This window comes from Streptomyces sp. NPDC047869, from assembly GCF_040704065.1.
Lineage (GTDB): Bacteria > Actinomycetota > Actinomycetes > Streptomycetales > Streptomycetaceae > Streptomyces.
This window is the reverse complement of the sequence record NZ_JBEYRK010000016.1, coordinates 1-16,800: the sequence shown is the minus strand read 5'-3', so window position 1 is coordinate 16,800 and position 16,800 is coordinate 1. Positions and strand designations below refer to the sequence as shown.

Sequence of the window (16,800 nt, the reverse complement as noted above, 5' to 3'; positions counted from 1 at the left end):
CCCGTCACCTCCCGGTCCTCGGACGCGGGGGCGGCGGGGGAGGCGGCGGTGGCGTGCCGTCGTCAGGGCCGTCCGGCGGCCGATGCGGCGGGCGGGCCCCCGGACGGCCCCGGGGCGGGGGCGGGTCCAGCCGGCGGGAGATGGTCGGGGCGCCGTACATGTCGTCCCCGGGTGACGGCGGCCGCGCGTCCTCGGGCTCCGCGCGCGCCTCCTCCGGCACCCGGAGATAGGGGTTCGTGCCGGGGTTCGGCGGCCGGTACGGCCTGCCCGGCGCGTAGGGCCCGGCCCCACCGCCGGGCGAGGGCTGCCCGGCGCGGTCGCCGGACGCGAAGTCCTGCCCGTAGCCGTCGCCGTACCCCACTCGCGCGCCGTGCCCCGGCCCCGCGCCGCCCGCCGTGACCGCCCCCTCCCGCGCAGGCCCCGCCACCCGGGTGCCCGCCGCCCCCAGCGCCCGGGCGAGCAGCGCCCCCACCGCGCCGGCCCCCGCACCCCATACGGCACCCAGGAGCAGCGCCATGCCCGTCCGGCCGTGCAGTTCGATGCCCGCGCCGAACGCGTCGAAGCCCAGCACGGACAGCGAGGCGTCCACCGAGACGTCCGTCAGCCAGGCGAGGAGCGGCCAGGCGAGCGCGGTCACGGTCCCGAGCCGCAGGGCGCAGCGCCCCGCGAAGCCCGCCGTGCCCGTCCCGCCCGGCACCGGCGTGCGCACCGCGGTCAGCACCCCCGCCAGCAGCATCGCCACGGCGGCCGCCACCGCGAGCAGCCACACCCGGCCGTCCAGCCCGGCCAGCCGGCCCACGGTGACGGACTGGTCCTGCGACGCGCTCAGCAGCCGGTCCAGCGGGTGGGGGAGCACGCCGCCCAGGGCGCCGGTGGCCCGGCCGTCCCAGGGGACGAAGAGGCCGAGCGGGATGCCGAGCCACACCCCGTTCGGCGCGCCGAGCAGGGCCGCGCCGGCGATCCGGCCGGGGTGGTCGTCGCCGGTCGCCGCGTACGCCGCCGCGGCGAGCCCGGCGGCCACGGCCAGCAGCAGCACGGTGACCAGCGCCGAGACGGCCGGCCGCACCACCCGGTGCACGGCGTCCCAGCCGGGCGGCAGGGGAGCGCGGCGGGAGGCCAGCAGCGCGATCAGCAGGACGCCGGCGGACCAGCCGAGCCCGCCGAGCAGGGTGGGCGCGGTGTCCACGGTGAAGCCGACGGCCGCCTCGGCGTGGATCAGGTCACCGATCCGGTCCGGGAGCAGCCCACCGATGTCGCCGAGGTCCCCGAGGCCGGGGATCCCGGTGCCGCCCTTGCCGCCCCCGCCGGGCAGTTCGCCGAGGCCGAGCGAGCCGCCGTCGACGGGGACGACGCCGTGCCCGATCCGGGCGAGCCCGCCCAGCATCGCCACGAAGAGGGCGACCACCGTGCCTGCGCGCGCGAGGAGTTCGGACGGCGCGATCACAACTCCCGCCGTGCGCAGGGACCGCAGGAAGAACCCCGACAGCAGCAGGGCGCCGGTCAGGCTCACACCGAGTGGCGTGATCTCGACGGCGGTGTGCACCTCGGCGCCCTTGAGCCCGAAGGCGGACACGTCTGCCGACGGGGAGACCGAACCACCCGCCCCGAGAGCCACAACGGCCGCCGTCAGCGGGCCCAGTGAGCCCGCCGCGTCCGCCCGGAGCAGGTGCAGCCCCAGCGCGGCCGTGGCCGTCATCCCCGCCAACGCCCAGCTCACGGCGGCGACCGCGGACAGCAGGATGTCCACCCACGGCAGCGGCTTGCCCGGCCGCGCGGTCCCGGCACCCGTGGCAGCACTCATGGCAGACCCCCCGATCCGCTGCGCGGCACCGCTGCCGCGCTTGTCCCCCTCGCGGGGGATTACCACTCTCCGGCCGGGTTTCAACCCCGTCAACGGGGCGAGTTGAAGCGTGTGTCGGGCCCGCGTCGCAAGGCCCGGGTTTCGGTCATGGGGCCGAGCCTGAAATAGTTCCCCACGATGTTCGACATCCCTAGACTCCCTGTGATGGGGGAAATTCGGGGGACAACTCAGTGGGGCATGGAGTGCCGGAACTCGTACTGGAAACAAACGGACGGACCTGGACGCTCGAGCCGTCCAGGCCCTACACCCTCGGCCGCGATCCGCAGGGTGACATCGTCTTCGACGACGCCAGGGTCTCCTGGCGTCACGCCACGGTCAGCTTCAACGGCCGCAGTTGGGTCATCGAGGACCACGGCAGCACCAACGGCACGTTCGTGCGGGGCCAGCGGATCCATCAGATGGAGATCGGCCCCGGTTCGGCGGTGCACCTCGGCAACGCGACCGACGGACCGCGGCTGAATCTGTCCGGCGCCGCGGCGGCGGTCGCCCAGCCCCAGCCCCAGCAGCAGGCGCAGTCCGCGCCGTACGCCGCCCAGGGCGCGGGGCCCGGCTGGGCCCAGCCGCAGGCCCCGCAGCAGGGGGTGCCGCACCAGGCCGCCGCGCACCAGCAGGCGCCGCGGGCCGACTGGCAGCAGTCGCCGGCGTTCCCGCAGCAGCAGGGCGGTCCGGACGGGAACCCGGTGCAGAAGACGCCCGGTGGCGCGGCGGGGGCGCCGCCGGTCTACGGCGACCGCAGCCCGACCACGTTCCACCAGTTCGCCGTCGGCCGGGTGATGCGCATCGGCCGTGCCCTGGAGAACGAGCTGGTCGTCTCCGACCTGCAGGTCTCCCGGCACCACGCCGAGTTCCACTCGACGCCCGACGGCCGCTTCGAGATCCGCGACCTGGGCTCGCACAACGGCACCTACGTCAACGGCCAGCCGATCGCCAAGGGCGGTTCGGCGCTGCTCGGCCCGAACGACATCGTCGGTGTCGGCCACTCCACCTTCCGTATCGTCGGCGACCGGCTCGAGGAGTTCGTCGACACCGGTGAGGTCTCCTTCTCCGCGCGGCATCTGACCGTCACGGTCGACGGCGGCAAGCAGATCCTGAAGGACGTCTCCTTCGGCGTCCCGGAGAAGTCCCTGATCGCGGTCATCGGCCCGTCCGGCTCCGGCAAGTCGACGCTGCTGAAGGCGCTCACCGGCTACCGGCCCGCCAACCAGGGCGAGGTCCTGTACGACAACCGCAACCTGTACAAGCAGTTCGCCGAGCTGCGCCAGCGCATCGGTCTGGTCCCGCAGGACGACATCCTGCACAAGGAGCTGACCGTCAGGAAGGCCCTGAAGTACGCGGCCAAGCTGCGCTTCCCGGCCGACACCACGGCCGCCGAGCGCGACGCCCGCATCGACGAGGTGCTGCGCGAGCTCAAGCTGGACATCCACAAGGACAAGAAGGTCACTTCCCTCTCCGGCGGCCAGCGCAAGCGCGTCTCGGTCGCCCTGGAGCTGCTGACCAAGCCCTCGCTGATCTTCCTGGACGAGCCGACCTCCGGCCTCGACCCGGGTATGGACCGCGATGTGATGCAGCTCCTGCGCGGTCTCGCCGACGACGGCCGTACGGTCCTGGTGGTGACCCACTCCGTGGCCGAGCTGGCGATCTGCGACAAGCTCCTGGTGATGGCGCCGGGCGGCGCGGTCGCCTACTTCGGCCCGCCGGAGGAGGCGCTGAACTTCTTCGGCTACGACAGCTGGGCCGACGTCTTCTCCGCCTTCGAGAACTACCGCGACTACGACTGGGCGGGCCGCTGGAAGGGCTCGCAGCACTACCAGATGTACGCCGCGGACATCGACGCGGTCGCCCCGCAGTCCGTACACATGCCGCCGCCGCAGGCCATCAGGCCGCCCAAGCCGCAGGGCTGGGGCTCCCAGCTGATGACCCTGATCCGGCGCTATGTGGCGGTCATAGCGTCCGACAAGGGGTTCCTGGCGCTCACGGTGATCCTGCCGGCGGTCCTCGGCGCGGTCAGCCTGCTGATCGACTCCGACAAGGGCCTGCTGGTCAACCCGGTCAATCCGCGCACCGGCGTCCCGGTTCCGAACGGCACGGCGACCACCGTCCTGCTGATCCTCGCGGTCGGCGCGTGCTTCGCGGGCGCCGCGAACTCCGTGCGTGAGCTGATCAAGGAACGGGTCATCTACGAGCGGGAGCGGGCGACCGGCCTGTCCCGCTCGGCGTACCTGATGTCCAAGGTGGTCGTGCTCGGCGCCGTCACGGTGCTCCAGGGCCTGATGGTGGGCGTGATCGGTTTCTCCAGCCGGGAGATCCCCGATCAGGGGCTGGTGCTCGGCGGCTCGACGCTGTTCGAGCTGTGCCTGCCGATCATGGCGCTGGGCTTCACCTCGATGATGTTCGGCCTGGTGATCTCCTCGCTGGTGAAGACCGCCGAGAAGACCATGCCGCTGCTGGTGATGTTCGCGATCATCCAGGTCGTCTTCACCGGCTGCCTCTTCACCCTGCACGGCACGCTCGGTGTGAACGAGTTCTCGTACCTGATGCCGTCCCGCTGGGCGGTGGCCGCGGCCGGTGCCACGCTGGACTTCAACAAGATCGCCCCCAACACCGAGGACCCGGCCAGTACCGACCCGCTGTGGGACCACGCGGCCTCGGCCTGGGGCCTGAACATGGTCGCGCTGCTCGTGCTCGGTGTGATCTGCGGCTTCTTCGTCGCCCGCTTCCTGCGCCGGCACGAGCCGGAGGTCATGCGGAAGTGACCGCGGGCCGCGTGACGCGCGGCCGCACGACGCGAAGGGCGGCACCCCACCAGGGGTGCCGCCCTTCCGCGTAGTCTCAGAGGTCCCGCGCCGGCCTCAGTACGCGCTGTTCACGTTGTCGATCGTGCCGTACTTGTCGGCCGCGTAGTTGGCGGCGGCGGTGATGTTGGCTACCGGGTCGTAGATGTTCCACGAGGTGCCGGCCACGTGGTACGCCTTGAAGGTCGGCGGGATGACCTGCAGCAGGCCCTTCGACGGGATGCCGTTGATGGCGTTGATGTCCCAGTCGTTGATGGCCATCGGGTTGCCGGAGGACTCCCGCATGATGTTCTTGTGCAGGCCGTGGTAGCTGCCCGGGATGCCCTTGGACTTCATGATGTCCAGGGACTGGCGGATCCAGCCGTCCAGGTTGTCCGAGTAGGTCTTGGCGGCGACCATCTGCATCGCGGGGCGCTGCGCGGAGCGGCTCGCGGCCTTGTCGGCGCGCTCCTGCGCGGCCTTCTTGGCGGCGGCCTGCTTCTTCGCCTCGGCCTGCTGCTTGGCGGCGGCCTGCTTCTTGGCCTCGGCCTGCTGCTTGGCGACGGCGTCGAGCTTGGCGGTCTGGCCGGCGAGCCGGTCGGTGAGCGAGCCCTTGACGTCCTTGACCGGCGTGCCGGCGTAGTGCACCTGCTGCGTGGCCGCGGCGTCCGTGGTGACGGTCTGGGCGTTGCCGGGGACGGCCGTGAAGGCCAGGGCGGCGGCACCGAGGGCGCCGACACCGGCGATGGCGATCTTGTGCTGCTTGGTCAGCGTACGACTATAAGCACGATTGAGGATGTTCTTGGGCATAGCTTGATGGACCTCTTCGATTGCGCGGAGGTCGCTCTCCTGCGTCCGCCGGGGGAATCGGTTCCTCCCGCACGAGGGCCGCGGCGGGAAACCGCGGCGCCGAGCGACGGAAGCAATTCTTAGCTGGCGCAAAATGCAAGGGCAAAGGTGTGACGTACGAAGCCGCATAGTGGATCAGGGATGGGCAAAACGGGACAGACTGGGCCGTCTGTCCCGTTCAAATGGGTGGTTTATCTCCTATGCCCCTTCGTACGTGACGTGGGCCCTATGCGCGGGCTCACATCGGCGGCGCGCAGGTCTCACCATGAGTTGCCGTCGCAACGCTCTCAGTGAGTGGATTCCGGGGGCAGGAGTAGGTGCACGTCCCCGAACTCGTGCCACAGGTAGCGCCCGCGCAGCGCCTCCTCGTAGGCACGGCCCACCGCGGCCCGGCCGGCGACCGCCTCCAGCATCAGCAGATGCGAGGCCTCCGGCTCGTGCAGCCCGGTCAGCAGCCCGTCCATCGCGCGTACCCCGCGCTCGGGCGTGACCACCAGATCGGTCCAGCCCCCGGCCGCCCGGACCACCCCGTCCGGACCGGCCGCCGACTCCACCGCACGCACGGCCGTCGTCCCCACCGCCACGACCCGCCCGCCACCGGCCCGGGCGGCGTTGATCAGCCGCGCCGACGCCTCCGGAACGCGGTACCGCTCCGGATACGGCGGCTCGTGCGCCTCCGCCGAGGCCACCCCCGTGTGCAGCGTCACCGGCGCGAACTGCACCCCCCGGCTCACCAGCTCCACCACCAGCCGCTCCGTGAAGGGCCGCGCCGCGCTCGGCATCTCCGCGCTGCCCGCCCCGTCCGGCGCGGGCAGCGCGAACACCGTCTGGTACACCGACAGCGGCTGGTCCCGCTCCGTATAGGAGTAGCGAATGGGCCGCCCGTGCTCCCGGAGCACCCGGAGCACCTCCGCCCCGGCCGGCCGGGCCCACCGCAGCCGCTCGCCCCGCCCGCCCAGCGGCTCCTCCAGCACCAGCCGCGCCCCGCCGGGCAACCGCACCACTGCACCCGCGGGCGCACCCGCGCGCACCCCCGCACTCGCACCCGCGGATACAGCCGCACGCGCGCGCGTGGTGCCGCGCCCGTCCGGTTCCCGCACCTCCACCACCCACCGGCCGTCGTCCCCGCGGGTGGAGAAGTGCACCACCACGCGCGTGTGCCCGATCCGCCCGTTCACCGCGGCGGCCAGCGTGGGCGAGGTGTTCACCACCAGCAGGTCCCCGGCCCGCAGCAGCGCCGGAAGCTCCCGGAAGGCGTGGTGCGCCACCTCGGTGCCGCGCGACACGAGCAGCCGTACGGCGTCCCGGTCCAGGCCGGGCCCGCGCTGCTCCGCCGGCACGCGCGCCGACAGCTCCTCGGGCACCGTCACCGCCGTGGTCATCGTGCCTCCAGCAGCGCCGGCGCCGAGTACCGCCCGCTCGCCGGACGCTCGTCCAGCAGCCGCAGGAACGCCGGCACCACGCGCGCGGGCGCGGGCCGCGGATCGTCGTCGTCCGGTACGGCCGCCGCGTACAGGTCCGTCGCCATGTCCCCGGGATCCACCGCCCACACCCGCAGGTCCGGCTCCTCCCGGCCGAGCACCGCCGCGAGCTGATCGAGGGCCGCCTTCGAGGCGCCGTACCCGCCCCACGTCCCGTACGCCTCCACCGCCGCGTCCGAACTGACCGTGACCACCGTGCCCGCCGCCGACTCCCGCAGCAGCGGCAGCGCCTCCCGGACCAGGCCGAGCGCCGCCACGACGTTCACCTCCAGCGCCCGCCGCAGCCCCTCCGGGGGCAGCTCCGCCAGCCGCACCAGCGGCTCCGCGCCCAGCGCACTCGCGTTGCTCACCACCAGGTCGACCCCGCCCAGCCCCCGCGCGGCGGCCACCAGCGCGGCCCGGTGCCCGGCGTCCGTGACGTCCCCGGGCACCGCCGTCACGCGCGTGCCGTACCCGGCGACCGCCTCCGCCGCCGCCTCGAGCGGCCCGTCGCCCCTGGCGTCCAGCACCAGGTCCCAGCCGCGCGCGGCCAGCCCCTCGGCGAGCGCCCGCCCCAGCCCCTTGGAGGCTCCCGTGATGATCGCTACCGGCATGACAACCGTCCCCTCGTCACCCAGGGCGTCGGCGCCCCGGCCCGCCCCGCCGGGCGGTGACCACAACCTAGGAACGGCCGCCCCCGCACCGCCTCGGACGCGGGCACCAGAGCGGCGGGGTCCTTCGGCGTACGCCGCGCGTCCGGGCCGGTGGACCTACCCCCTTCGTCCTAGGGCCCGCGGAGGGGCCCCGCCGCCACCGTCCGATCCGCGCCGCCGTACCCCGCCGGTACCGTGAGGACATGAGTCAAGGCCCCCGGTCCGGCCTCGCCGCGGTGAGTTCCGCGCTGCTGGCCATGAGCAGACACCTCGAGGTGCGCGACGTCCTCAAGACGATCGTGGCCTCGGCCCGTGAGCTGCTCGACGCGCAGTACGCCGCCCTCGGTGTCCCCGACGACCACGGCGGCTTCGCCCAGTTCGTCGTCGACGGCGTCAGCGACGCCCAGTGGAAGGCCATCGGCCCGCTGCCCCGGCGGCACGGCATCCTCGCCGCCATGCTGGACGAGGCCCGGCCCGAGCGTCTCGCCGACGTCCGCGAGGACCCCCGCTTCGAGGGCTGGCCCTCCGCCCACCCGGACATGTCCGACTTCCTCGGCCTGCCGATCAGGGACGGCGAGGAGGTCATCGGGGCCCTGTTCCTCGCGAACAAGCGCTGCGCCAAGCCCGGGGGCGGCTGCGGCTTCACCGAGGAGGACGAGGAACTGCTCGCCATCCTCGCCCAGCACGCCGCGATCGCCCTCACCAACGCCCGCCTGTACGAACGCAGTCGCGAGCTGACCATCGCCGAGGAGCGCTCCCGGCTCGCCCACGAACTGCACGACGCGGTCAGCCAGAAGCTCTTCTCCCTGCGTCTGACCGCCCAGGCGGCCGCCGCCCTGGTCGACCGCGATCCCGCCCGCGCCAAGGGCGAGTTGCACCAGGTCGCCGCCCTCGCCGCCGAGGCCACCGAGGAACTGCGCGCCGCCGTGGTGGAGTTGCGGCCGGCCGCGCTGGACGAGGACGGCCTGATCGCCACCCTGCGCACCCAGACACAGGTCCTCGACCGCGCCCACACCGCGCGCGTGACCTTTGCGACGAACGGCTTCCGCGCCCTGCCCGCGGCCCAGGAGGAGGCGGTGCTGCGGGTCGCCCAGGAAGCCCTGCACAACGCTCTGCGCCACTCCGGCGCCGAGCACGTCCGGGTGACCGTGGACCGGCGTGGCGGCGGAGCCGTCCTGCGCGTAGCCGACGACGGCAGCGGCTTCGACCCCAAGGCGGTGCGCCGGGCCGGACGCCATCTGGGACTGGTCTCGATGCGGGACCGGGCCGGCGGGGTCGGCGGCACCCTCACCGTGCACGCGGAGCCCGGCAGGGGCACCACGATCGAGATGGAGGTACCCGGTGGCTGACCCGATCAGAGTGCTGCTCGTCGACGACCACCAGGTCGTCCGCCGCGGCCTGCGCACCTTCCTGGAGGTGCAGGACGACATCGAGGTCGTCGGCGAGGCCGCGGACGGCGCCGAGGGAGTCGCCCGCGCCGAGGAACTGCGGCCCGACGTCGTCCTCATGGACATCAAGATGCCGGGCCTGGACGGCATCGCCGCCCTGCGCCGGCTCCGCGAACTCGACAACCCCGCGCGCGTGCTGATCGTCACCAGCTTCACCGAACAGCGCACTGTGGTACCGGCCCTGCGCGCGGGCGCCGCCGGGTACGTCTACAAGGACGTGGACCCCGACGCGCTCGCCGGCGCCATCCGGAGCGTGCACGCCGGCCACGTCCTGCTCCAGCCCGAGGTCGCCGACGCCCTGCTGTCCCAGGAAGTGGCCAACTCCGGTCAGGGCAGGGGAGGTTCACTCACCGACCGGGAACGGGAGGTGCTCGGCCTGATAGCCGACGGCCGCTCGAACCGGGAGATCGCCCGCGCCCTGGTGCTCTCCGAGAAGACCGTCAAGACACATGTGTCCAACATCCTCATGAAGCTCGACCTGGCCGACCGCACCCAGGCAGCCCTGTGGGCCGTGCGCCATGGCGTGGCCGGCTGAACCGCCCCCGGCGCGTCGTTCGCCGCGACGCGGAAGGTTCCCTTCCGGGCTGAGATTCATACCGTCGTGGGAATGTCACCCGGATGGCCGTACCCTCCGGCGGCCTCCGCCGTTCTCCAGTGCGTGCCGCGGCGATCGTCGCGGTGGACACTCAGGAGGGGTTGGACAGTGAAGAACCTGAAGAAGGCGGCGGCCGTGGCGATGGTGGCCGGGGGACTGGTGGCCGCGGGAGCGGGCATGGCCTCCGCCACGGACGGTGCCTGGGCCGGCGGTGCGGCCCAGGGCTCTCCGGGTGTCGCCTCGGGCAACGTCGTCCAGGCCCCGGTGCACGTCCCGGTGAACGCGGTCGGCAACAGCGTCAACGTCGTCGGCCTGCTGAACCCGGCCTTCGGCAACCTCGGCATCAACCACTGAGGTCTGCCGGCGATGACCGGCGGGCCTTTCCGGGATCCTCCCCCCGGAAAGGCCCTTCGGCCCACCACGACTCGCGCCCCAGGGCACCGGCCGGTTCGTTCAGCGGACCCCCCGCTCCCGCTCCTCCACCATGGAGTTGTACGCCGCCACCTGGGCCCGCCTGGCGGTCCGCTCCACCGGCCGCAGCGCCGCGCCCCGCGCCGCCATCTCCGACGCGCTCACCGCACCCCCGTGCCCCTTGCCGTACGCCAGGGACACCAGCAGACCCACCCGCTGAGCCAGCTCGAGCACCCGCACCGCACGCGGCGGATACCCCGGCGCCAGCACCTCGCGGCCCCGCTCGGCCCGCGCCCGGTACGCGTCGATCGCCGCCTCCGCCACCGGCCCCGACCCGGCGACGTCCAGCTTCGACAGCACCTCGGTCGCCTCCCGCAGCGCCTCGGCCAGCTCCCGCTCGGCCTCACCCAGCGAGGGCACATCGGCGGGCGGCGCCTCCCGCACCGGCAGCACATGCCAGACCACCTCGACATGTACATCACCGTCCGGCCCGGCCGCATGGACCTCCGGAACCAGCCCGACCGCCGCCCCGAAACAGAGCACCGCCTCCTCGGCCTCCAGCGCCCGCGCGTTGAAGTCCGGCGGCCCGCTCAGCCCCAGCGGATGACCGGGCGCGGGCAGCGCCACCCGCAGGCCGGTCACCCCCAGTCCCCGCAGCCGCCCCAGCGCGAGCGTGAGCCCGGCCGGCCCGGGATCACCCGGCAGCCCCTGCACCCGGTGCACGGCGTCCTCGCCCACGATGGCGAGCGCGGCGTCATCCGGAGAGACAAGTCCGGCCAGAAGGGCGTTTCCCCAAGCGGCGAGGCGTCCTGAACGCGGTTCCGAAAGCATGCCCCCACCCTAAGGACCGGACCGATGGAATGGTGCGGGGCACTCGTGGCGTAGATTTCATAGGGGCTGCGCCCACCGGCGCGGCGGCCCGAGCCACAGGCGTACGCGACCAGCCGAGACCGGCCACACTGCAAGGGGAGACAACGCGCTCATGAGCGATGTTCTGGAGCTTCAGGACGTATCCGTGGTCCGTGAGGGCCGGGCTCTGGTGGACCAGGTCTCCTGGTCGGTGAAGGAGGGCGAGCGCTGGGTCATCCTCGGCCCCAACGGCGCCGGCAAGACCACCCTCCTGAACGTCGCCTCCAGCTACCTCTTCCCCAGCAAGGGCACCGCCACCATCCTCGGCGACACCCTCGGCAAGGTCGACGTCTTCGATCTGCGCCCCCGCATCGGCGTCGCCGGCATCGCCATGGCCGAGAAGCTCCCCAAGCGCCAGACCGTGCTCCAGACCGTGCTCACCGCCGCCTACGGCATGACCGCCGGCTGGCAGGAGGAGTACGACGAGGTCGACGAGCAGCGCGCCCGCGCCTTCCTCGACCGCCTCGGCATGAGCGACTACCTCGACCGCCGCTTCGGCACCCTCTCCGAGGGCGAGCGCAAGCGCACCCTGATCGCCCGCGCCCTGATGACCGACCCCGAACTGCTGCTGCTCGACGAGCCCGCCGCCGGCCTCGACCTCGGCGGCCGCGAGGACCTGGTGCGCCGGCTCGGCCGGCTCGCCCGCGACCCCATCGCCCCCTCGATGATCATGGTCACGCACCACGTCGAGGAGATCGCCCCCGGCTTCACCCACGTCCTCATGATCCGCCAGGGCAAGGTCCTCGCCGCCGGCCCGATCGAACTCGAACTCACCTCCCGCAACCTCTCCCTCTGCTTCGGCCTCCCGCTCGTCGTCGAGCAGGTCGGCGACCGCTGGACCGCCCAGGGCCTGCCCCTGTCCTGAAGCCCGTCGCACCCCCGTTCGCGCCCTGTCCGCCGCAGGACCGCGGTCCTACCATGACCATGTGAACGACATCGACGCATGGGTGTGGTGGCTCGTCGGCGCGGCGGCGCTCGGAATCCCCCTCGTGGTCACCGCGATGCCGGAGTTCGGCATGTTCGCGGTCGGAGCGATCGCGGCGGCGGTCGTCGCCGGGCTCGGCTTCGGCGTGGTGATCCAGGTGCTCGCCTTCGTCGTCATCTCCGTCGCCCTGATCGCCGTGGTCCGCCCCATCGCGGCCCGGCACGGCAGACAGCGGCCCCAACTGGCCACCGGCGTCGACGCCCTGAAGGGAAAACAGGCCGTCGTCCTGGAACGCGTCGACGGCTCCGGCGGCCGCATCAAACTCGCCGGAGAGATCTGGTCGGCCCGCTCGCTCGACACCGGCCGCGCCTACGACGTCGGCCAGGAGGTGGACGTCGTGGACATCGAAGGAGCCACCGCGATCGTCATCTGAGCCGTCCTGCCCACGAGTTGCGCGACGGTCTGTCAGACTCGACCAGCAAGATCCTCAACGGCGACCGTCCGTTGAAGATGCCGAGGCGGAGAGGGGTACGGGGAACACGATGGAACCGGTCATCATCGTCCTGATCATTCTGGTGGTGTTGGTCTTCATCGCCCTGATCAAGACCATCCAGGTCATTCCACAGGCCAGCGCCGCCATCGTCGAGCGCTTCGGCCGCTACACGCGGACCCTGAACGCGGGCCTGAACATCGTGGTCCCGTTCATCGACACCATCCGCAACCGCATCGACCTGCGCGAACAGGTCGTCCCCTTCCCGCCCCAGCCGGTCATCACCCAGGACAACCTGGTCGTCAACATCGACACGGTCATCTACTACCAGGTGACCGACGCCCGGGCCGCCACCTACGAGGTCGCCAGCTACATCCAGGCCATCGAGCAGCTCACCGTCACCACCCTGCGCAACATCATCGGCGGCATGGACCTGGAACGTACGCTGACCTCCCGCGAGGAGATCAACGCGGCCCTGCGCGGCGTCCTGGACGAGGCCACCGGCAAGTGGGGCATCCGCGTCAACCGCGTGGAACTGAAGGCCATCGAACCGCCCACCTCCATCCAGGACTCGATGGAGAAGCAGATGCGCGCCGACCGTGACAAGCGCGCCGCGATCCTCACCGCCGAAGGCACGCGCCAGGCCGCCATCCTGACCGCCGAGGGCGAGAAGCAGTCCCAGATCCTGCGCGCCGAGGGTGAGGCCAAGGCCGCCGCGCTCCGCGCCGAGGGCGAGGCCCAGGCAGTCCGGACGGTCTTCGAGGCCATCCACGCCGGCGACCCCGACCAGAAGCTCCTCTCCTACCAGTACCTCCAGATGCTCCCGAAGATCGCCGAAGGCGACGCCAACAAGCTCTGGATCGTCCCCAGCGAGATCGGCGACGCCCTCAAGGGCCTGTCCGGCGCGATGGGCAACTTCGGCCCACTGGGCGGCGGTCAGCCGGGCAACGGCGGCAACTCCGTCCCGCCCCAGAACAACGGCCCGCACGCGGAACGCCGCGAGAAGCCGAGCATCGACTAGAAGGCCCTCACAACGCCGGTTCCCCGCGCCCCTAAGGGACGCGGGGAACCGCGCGAACAACGGCGAACAACCCGCGGCCGCCGGGGAGGAGCCGTCGGCGGACGACTAGGCCGCGTCCCCAACCAGCCACTGGGGAAGGGCGGTGACGTCCTCGTGCCCCAGAGCCAACAGCATCGCATCGGCCGGCGTCGGCTCGAACGGCTCCCGCAGCAGCGCCATACCGGCCTCCTCCGGAGTCCGGTTCGCCTTGCGGTGATTGTCCTCCGCGCACGCGGCCACCGTGTTCAGCCAGGTGTCCTGCCCGCCCTGCGCCCGCGGCAGCACATGGTCCACGGTCGTCGCCCTGCGCCCGCAGTAGGCGCACCGGTGGCGGTCCCGGACCAGCACCCCCCGCCTCGACCAGGGCGCTTGTCTTCGGAACGGCACCCGTACGTATCTGCAGAGCCTGATCACCCGGGGCGCGGGTATGTCGACATCGGCACCGCGCATGCGCAGTACGGGATGGGCCTGCTCGACGACGGCCTTGTCCTGCAGCACCAGAACAACGGCCCGATTCAGAGTCACCGTCGACAGCGGCTCGAAGCTAGCGTTCAGCACCAGCGTGTCACGCATCCAGCCCACCTCCCGTGCGCACCTGCCCACCCCCCGGCGGGCTCGGATCAACTCTGTACGGGCGCACCGAGATGGACAACGCAATAAAAAATGCCCGCCCCTGATCACTTCCAAGACCAGAGGCGGGCAAACGTTCAATGAACGCTTGGCTGAATCGGCACGGTACGTCAGCCCTCGGCGGGGGTCTCGTACTCACCGATGAGCTGGGCACGTGCGATCGCGTGGAACCGCAGATTGAAACCGACGACCGCCGGAGAGACGTCCGAATCCGGGCCGAGCTTCTCCTGGTCCACCGCGTACACCGTGAAGACGTACCGGTGCGGGCCGTCGCCCGGCGGCGGAGCGGCACCACCGAAGTCCTTGGTCCCGTAGTCGTTGCGGACGTGCACGGCACCCTCGGGCAGACCCTCGAACTTGCCGCTGCCCGCACCCGCCGGCAGCTCCGTCACGGAGGCCGGGATGTCGAACAGGACCCAGTGCCAGAACCCGCTGCCGGTCGGCGCGTCGGGGTCGTAGCAGGTCACGGCGAAGCTCTTGGTCTGAGGGGGGAAGCCCTCCCAGCGCAGCTGCGGCGAGGTGTTCCCCTCCGCGTGGACCTGGGCGCTCCCCAGCGTCGTACCCTCCTCGACGTCCTCACTCGTCACCGTGAACGACGGGACGGGCGGATGGAAGTCGTGGGGGAGCGGCCGCCGCTTGAGCTCGGTCACCTCGGTACCTCCTGATCGATTACTGGAATCAGCAGTTCCGAGCCTAGAACCAGTTCCGCTTGGAGCCGACCTCGGACAGCCACTGGTTGAGGTAGGCCGCCCAGTCGGTCCCGTGGTAGTCGTTCAGACCCACCTGGAAAGAACGGAAGGTGTCCGAGCCCTCGCTGAACAGACCCGGCTTCTTGTCCATCTCCAGGACGACGTCCATGGCGTGCTCGTCGGCCACGAAGCTCAGCTCCACCTGGTTCAGCCCCCGGTACTGCGCCGGCGGGAAGAACTCGATCTCCTGGTAGAACGGCAGCCGCTGCCGCGTACCCCGGATGTGACCGCGCTCCATGTCCGCGCTCTTGAAGCGGAAGCCGAGCTGGATGAAGGCGTCCAGGATCGCCTTCTGCGCCGGCAGCGGGTGCACGTTGATCGGGTCGAGGTCACCCGAGTCCACCGCGCGGGCGATCTGCAGCTCGGTGGTCACACCGATGTTCATGCCGCGCAGCCCCTGCCCGTCGATCATCGTGACCGGCGTCTCCCAGGGGATCTCGAGCCCGAACGGCACCGCGTGCACCGCCCCCGCCTGAAGCTCGAAGGCACCACCGAGCCGCACCTTGGTGAACTCGATGTCCTGCTTGTACTCCTGGTCGCCGCTCTCCACCTCGACCTTGGCCTGCAGCCCTACGGACAGACCCTCGATGTCCTGGTTCACGGACCCGCCCTGGATCCGCACCTCCCCCTGGACGACACCGCCCGGTACCACGTTGACCTCGGTGAGCACCGTCTCGACCGAGGCCCCGCCGGCCCCGAGGCTCGCGAGCAGCTTCTTGAACGCCATGACTCTCCCTTTACGAAAGGACCCTCGCCCCGTACAAACGCGATCGGGCCACCGGCGGTTCCGGCCGGGCGCCTACCCGTCTGGGCTACCCTCGGAGGGCATGATCGCGCCCCCGGACCGTATGCCACTGCCCCGAGACTTCTTCGACCGCCCCGTACTCCAGGTCGCACCCGATCTGCTCGGCCGCATCCTGGTCCGCACGACCCCCGACGGCCCGATCGCGGTACGCCTCACCGAGGTCGAGGCGTACGACGGCCCGAGCGATCCCGGCTCGCACGCCTACCGGGGCCGCACCGCCCGCAACGACGTCATGTTCGGTGAGCCCGGACATGTGTACGTCTACTTCACCTATGGCATGTGGCACTGCATGAACCTCGTGTGCGGACCCGAGGGCAGGGCGAGCGCCGTGCTGCTGCGGGCCGGCGAGGTGGTCGAGGGCGCGGAGCTGGCACGCGAACGCCGGGTTTCGGCCCGGAACGACAAGGAACTGGCCAAGGGTCCGGCCCGCCTCGCCACGGCTCTGGGAGTGGACCGCGCCCTCAACGGCACGGACGCGTGTGCGGCCGACGAGACGCCACTGAGGATGCTGACCGGGGCCCCGATCGCCTCTGACCAGGTACGAAGCGGTCCGCGCACCGGGGTCGCCGGGGAGGGCGGCAACGGCGACGCCCACCCCTGGCGGTTCTGGGTGGCCAACGACCCGACCGTGAGCCCTTATCGGGCTCACGTGCCGAGGCGCCGCCGAAGTTGACTCCGCCCTGGAAGGTGCGTAATGTGGCCCGAGCCGCTGAACCGGGTACGGCGATCGCCTGCAGCCGGAGCGGCCAACCCACTACCTAGCTACAACCCCCGAACGGGGTCGATTCTGGCGCGCCCGCGTGCCCGAATTCGAACTCGTCGGACTCGATTATGAGTCGCCGGGAGAATCGGCTAACGTAGCGAATGTCGAAAGGCCGACGAGCGAAAGCCCAAGGTCGGCCGACAAATCCCGCCGACAGGGAATCGGACGCCGAGAGGATCTGATAAAGTCGGAACCGCCGGAAAGGGAAACGCGAGAGCGGGAACCTGGAAAGTACCGAGGAAATCGGATCGAGAAAAGATCTGATAGAGTCGGAAACGCAAGACCGAAGGGAAGCGCCCGGAGGAAAGCCCGAGAGGGTGAGTACTAAGGAAGCGACCGTTCCTTGAGAACTCAACAGCGTGCCAAAAATCAACGCCAGATTAGTTGATACCCCGTCTCCAGCATCTGCTGGGACGAGGTT

At 71.6% G+C, this 16,800-nt stretch carries 16 protein-coding genes; 8 read left to right on the top strand and 8 right to left on the bottom strand.

From position 1 onward, the window contains the following. Positions 1-4: 4 nt before the first annotated feature. Positions 5-1,801, bottom strand: coding sequence for a streptophobe family protein (locus AB0924_RS21225; protein WP_366912159.1), 1,797 nt, complete (start codon positions 1,799-1,801; stop codon positions 5-7). Between the two features lie 242 nt (positions 1,802-2,043). Between AB0924_RS21225 and AB0924_RS21220 the strand changes: the two genes are divergently transcribed. Next, positions 2,044-4,614 carry an FHA domain-containing protein gene (locus AB0924_RS21220; protein ID WP_366912242.1) on the top strand — a complete coding sequence of 857 codons (2,571 nt, stop codon included), beginning with the start codon at positions 2,044-2,046 and terminating at the stop codon, positions 4,612-4,614. Between the two features lie 96 nt (positions 4,615-4,710). On the opposite strand, the gene AB0924_RS21215 is transcribed toward AB0924_RS21220, so the two are convergent. The 3 genes from AB0924_RS21215 to AB0924_RS21205 all read right to left on the bottom strand — a co-directional run bounded on the left by AB0924_RS21215 (position 4,711) and on the right by AB0924_RS21205 (position 7,555). Beyond that, on the bottom strand, positions 4,711-5,442 hold the full coding sequence (locus AB0924_RS21215) for a transglycosylase SLT domain-containing protein (RefSeq protein ID WP_358931928.1): 732 nt from the start codon (positions 5,440-5,442) through the stop codon (positions 4,711-4,713). 326 nt (positions 5,443-5,768) lie between these two features. Next, a complete protein-coding gene (locus AB0924_RS21210; RefSeq protein WP_358931930.1) occupies positions 5,769-6,863 on the bottom strand; it encodes an S-adenosylmethionine:tRNA ribosyltransferase-isomerase in 1,095 nt (364 codons plus the stop codon). Further along, positions 6,860-7,555, bottom strand: a complete 696-nt coding sequence (locus AB0924_RS21205; protein WP_366912157.1) for an SDR family NAD(P)-dependent oxidoreductase — start codon at positions 7,553-7,555, stop codon at positions 6,860-6,862. Before AB0924_RS21205 ends, AB0924_RS21210 begins: the two co-directional genes overlap by 4 nt. 242 nt (positions 7,556-7,797) lie before the next feature. Between AB0924_RS21205 and AB0924_RS21200 the strand changes: the two genes are divergently transcribed. From AB0924_RS21200 to AB0924_RS21190, 3 genes are all read left to right on the top strand, one after another. Then, positions 7,798-8,943 (top strand): GAF domain-containing sensor histidine kinase, encoded by a 1,146-nt coding sequence (locus AB0924_RS21200; protein WP_358931934.1) that lies wholly within the window; start codon positions 7,798-7,800, stop codon positions 8,941-8,943. After that, positions 8,936-9,577, top strand: a complete 642-nt coding sequence (locus AB0924_RS21195; protein WP_358931936.1) for a response regulator transcription factor — start codon at positions 8,936-8,938, stop codon at positions 9,575-9,577. The genes AB0924_RS21200 and AB0924_RS21195 overlap by 8 nt, the downstream gene beginning before the upstream one ends. Positions 9,578-9,745: 168 nt before the next feature. Beyond that, positions 9,746-9,991: a chaplin gene (locus AB0924_RS21190; protein WP_366912156.1), complete on the top strand. Its 246-nt coding sequence runs from the start codon at positions 9,746-9,748 to the stop codon at positions 9,989-9,991. Positions 9,992-10,090: 99 nt separating this feature from the next. Here AB0924_RS21190 and AB0924_RS21185 read toward each other — a convergent pair whose 3' ends face one another. After that, complete coding sequence (locus AB0924_RS21185) at positions 10,091-10,879, bottom strand: hypothetical protein (RefSeq protein ID WP_358931940.1); 789 nt, start codon at positions 10,877-10,879, stop codon at positions 10,091-10,093. 151 nt (positions 10,880-11,030) lie between these two features. Here AB0924_RS21185 and AB0924_RS21180 point away from each other — a divergent pair, with 151 nt between their 5' ends. The 3 genes from AB0924_RS21180 (at position 11,031) to AB0924_RS21170 (ending at position 13,393) form a co-directional block, all read left to right on the top strand. Continuing rightward, positions 11,031-11,822, top strand: a complete 792-nt coding sequence (locus AB0924_RS21180; RefSeq protein WP_351673136.1) for an ABC transporter ATP-binding protein — start codon at positions 11,031-11,033, stop codon at positions 11,820-11,822. Between the two features lie 61 nt (positions 11,823-11,883). Then, on the top strand, positions 11,884-12,315 hold the full coding sequence (locus AB0924_RS21175) for an NfeD family protein (protein WP_358931943.1): 432 nt from the start codon (positions 11,884-11,886) through the stop codon (positions 12,313-12,315). A 109-nt stretch (positions 12,316-12,424) separates the two neighbouring features. Further along, positions 12,425-13,393, top strand: coding sequence for an SPFH domain-containing protein (locus AB0924_RS21170; RefSeq protein WP_358931945.1), 969 nt, complete (start codon positions 12,425-12,427; stop codon positions 13,391-13,393). 105 nt (positions 13,394-13,498) lie between these two features. Here AB0924_RS21170 and AB0924_RS21165 read toward each other — a convergent pair whose 3' ends face one another. The 3 genes from AB0924_RS21165 to AB0924_RS21155 form a co-directional block, all read right to left on the bottom strand. Further along, positions 13,499-14,005 (bottom strand): HNH endonuclease, encoded by a 507-nt coding sequence (locus AB0924_RS21165; RefSeq protein ID WP_358931948.1) that lies wholly within the window; start codon positions 14,003-14,005, stop codon positions 13,499-13,501. A 167-nt stretch (positions 14,006-14,172) separates the two neighbouring features. Beyond that, positions 14,173-14,712, bottom strand: a complete 540-nt coding sequence (locus tag AB0924_RS21160; RefSeq protein ID WP_358931950.1) for a YbhB/YbcL family Raf kinase inhibitor-like protein — start codon at positions 14,710-14,712, stop codon at positions 14,173-14,175. A 43-nt stretch (positions 14,713-14,755) separates the two neighbouring features. Further along, on the bottom strand, positions 14,756-15,538 hold the full coding sequence (locus AB0924_RS21155; RefSeq protein WP_358931952.1) for a sporulation protein: 783 nt from the start codon (positions 15,536-15,538) through the stop codon (positions 14,756-14,758). A gap of 100 nt (positions 15,539-15,638) precedes the next feature. Between AB0924_RS21155 and AB0924_RS21150 the strand changes: the two genes are divergently transcribed. After that, entirely contained in the window at positions 15,639-16,289 is a 651-nt protein-coding gene (locus AB0924_RS21150; protein ID WP_358931953.1) for a DNA-3-methyladenine glycosylase, read from the top strand. Positions 16,290-16,800: the final 511 nt, after the last annotated feature.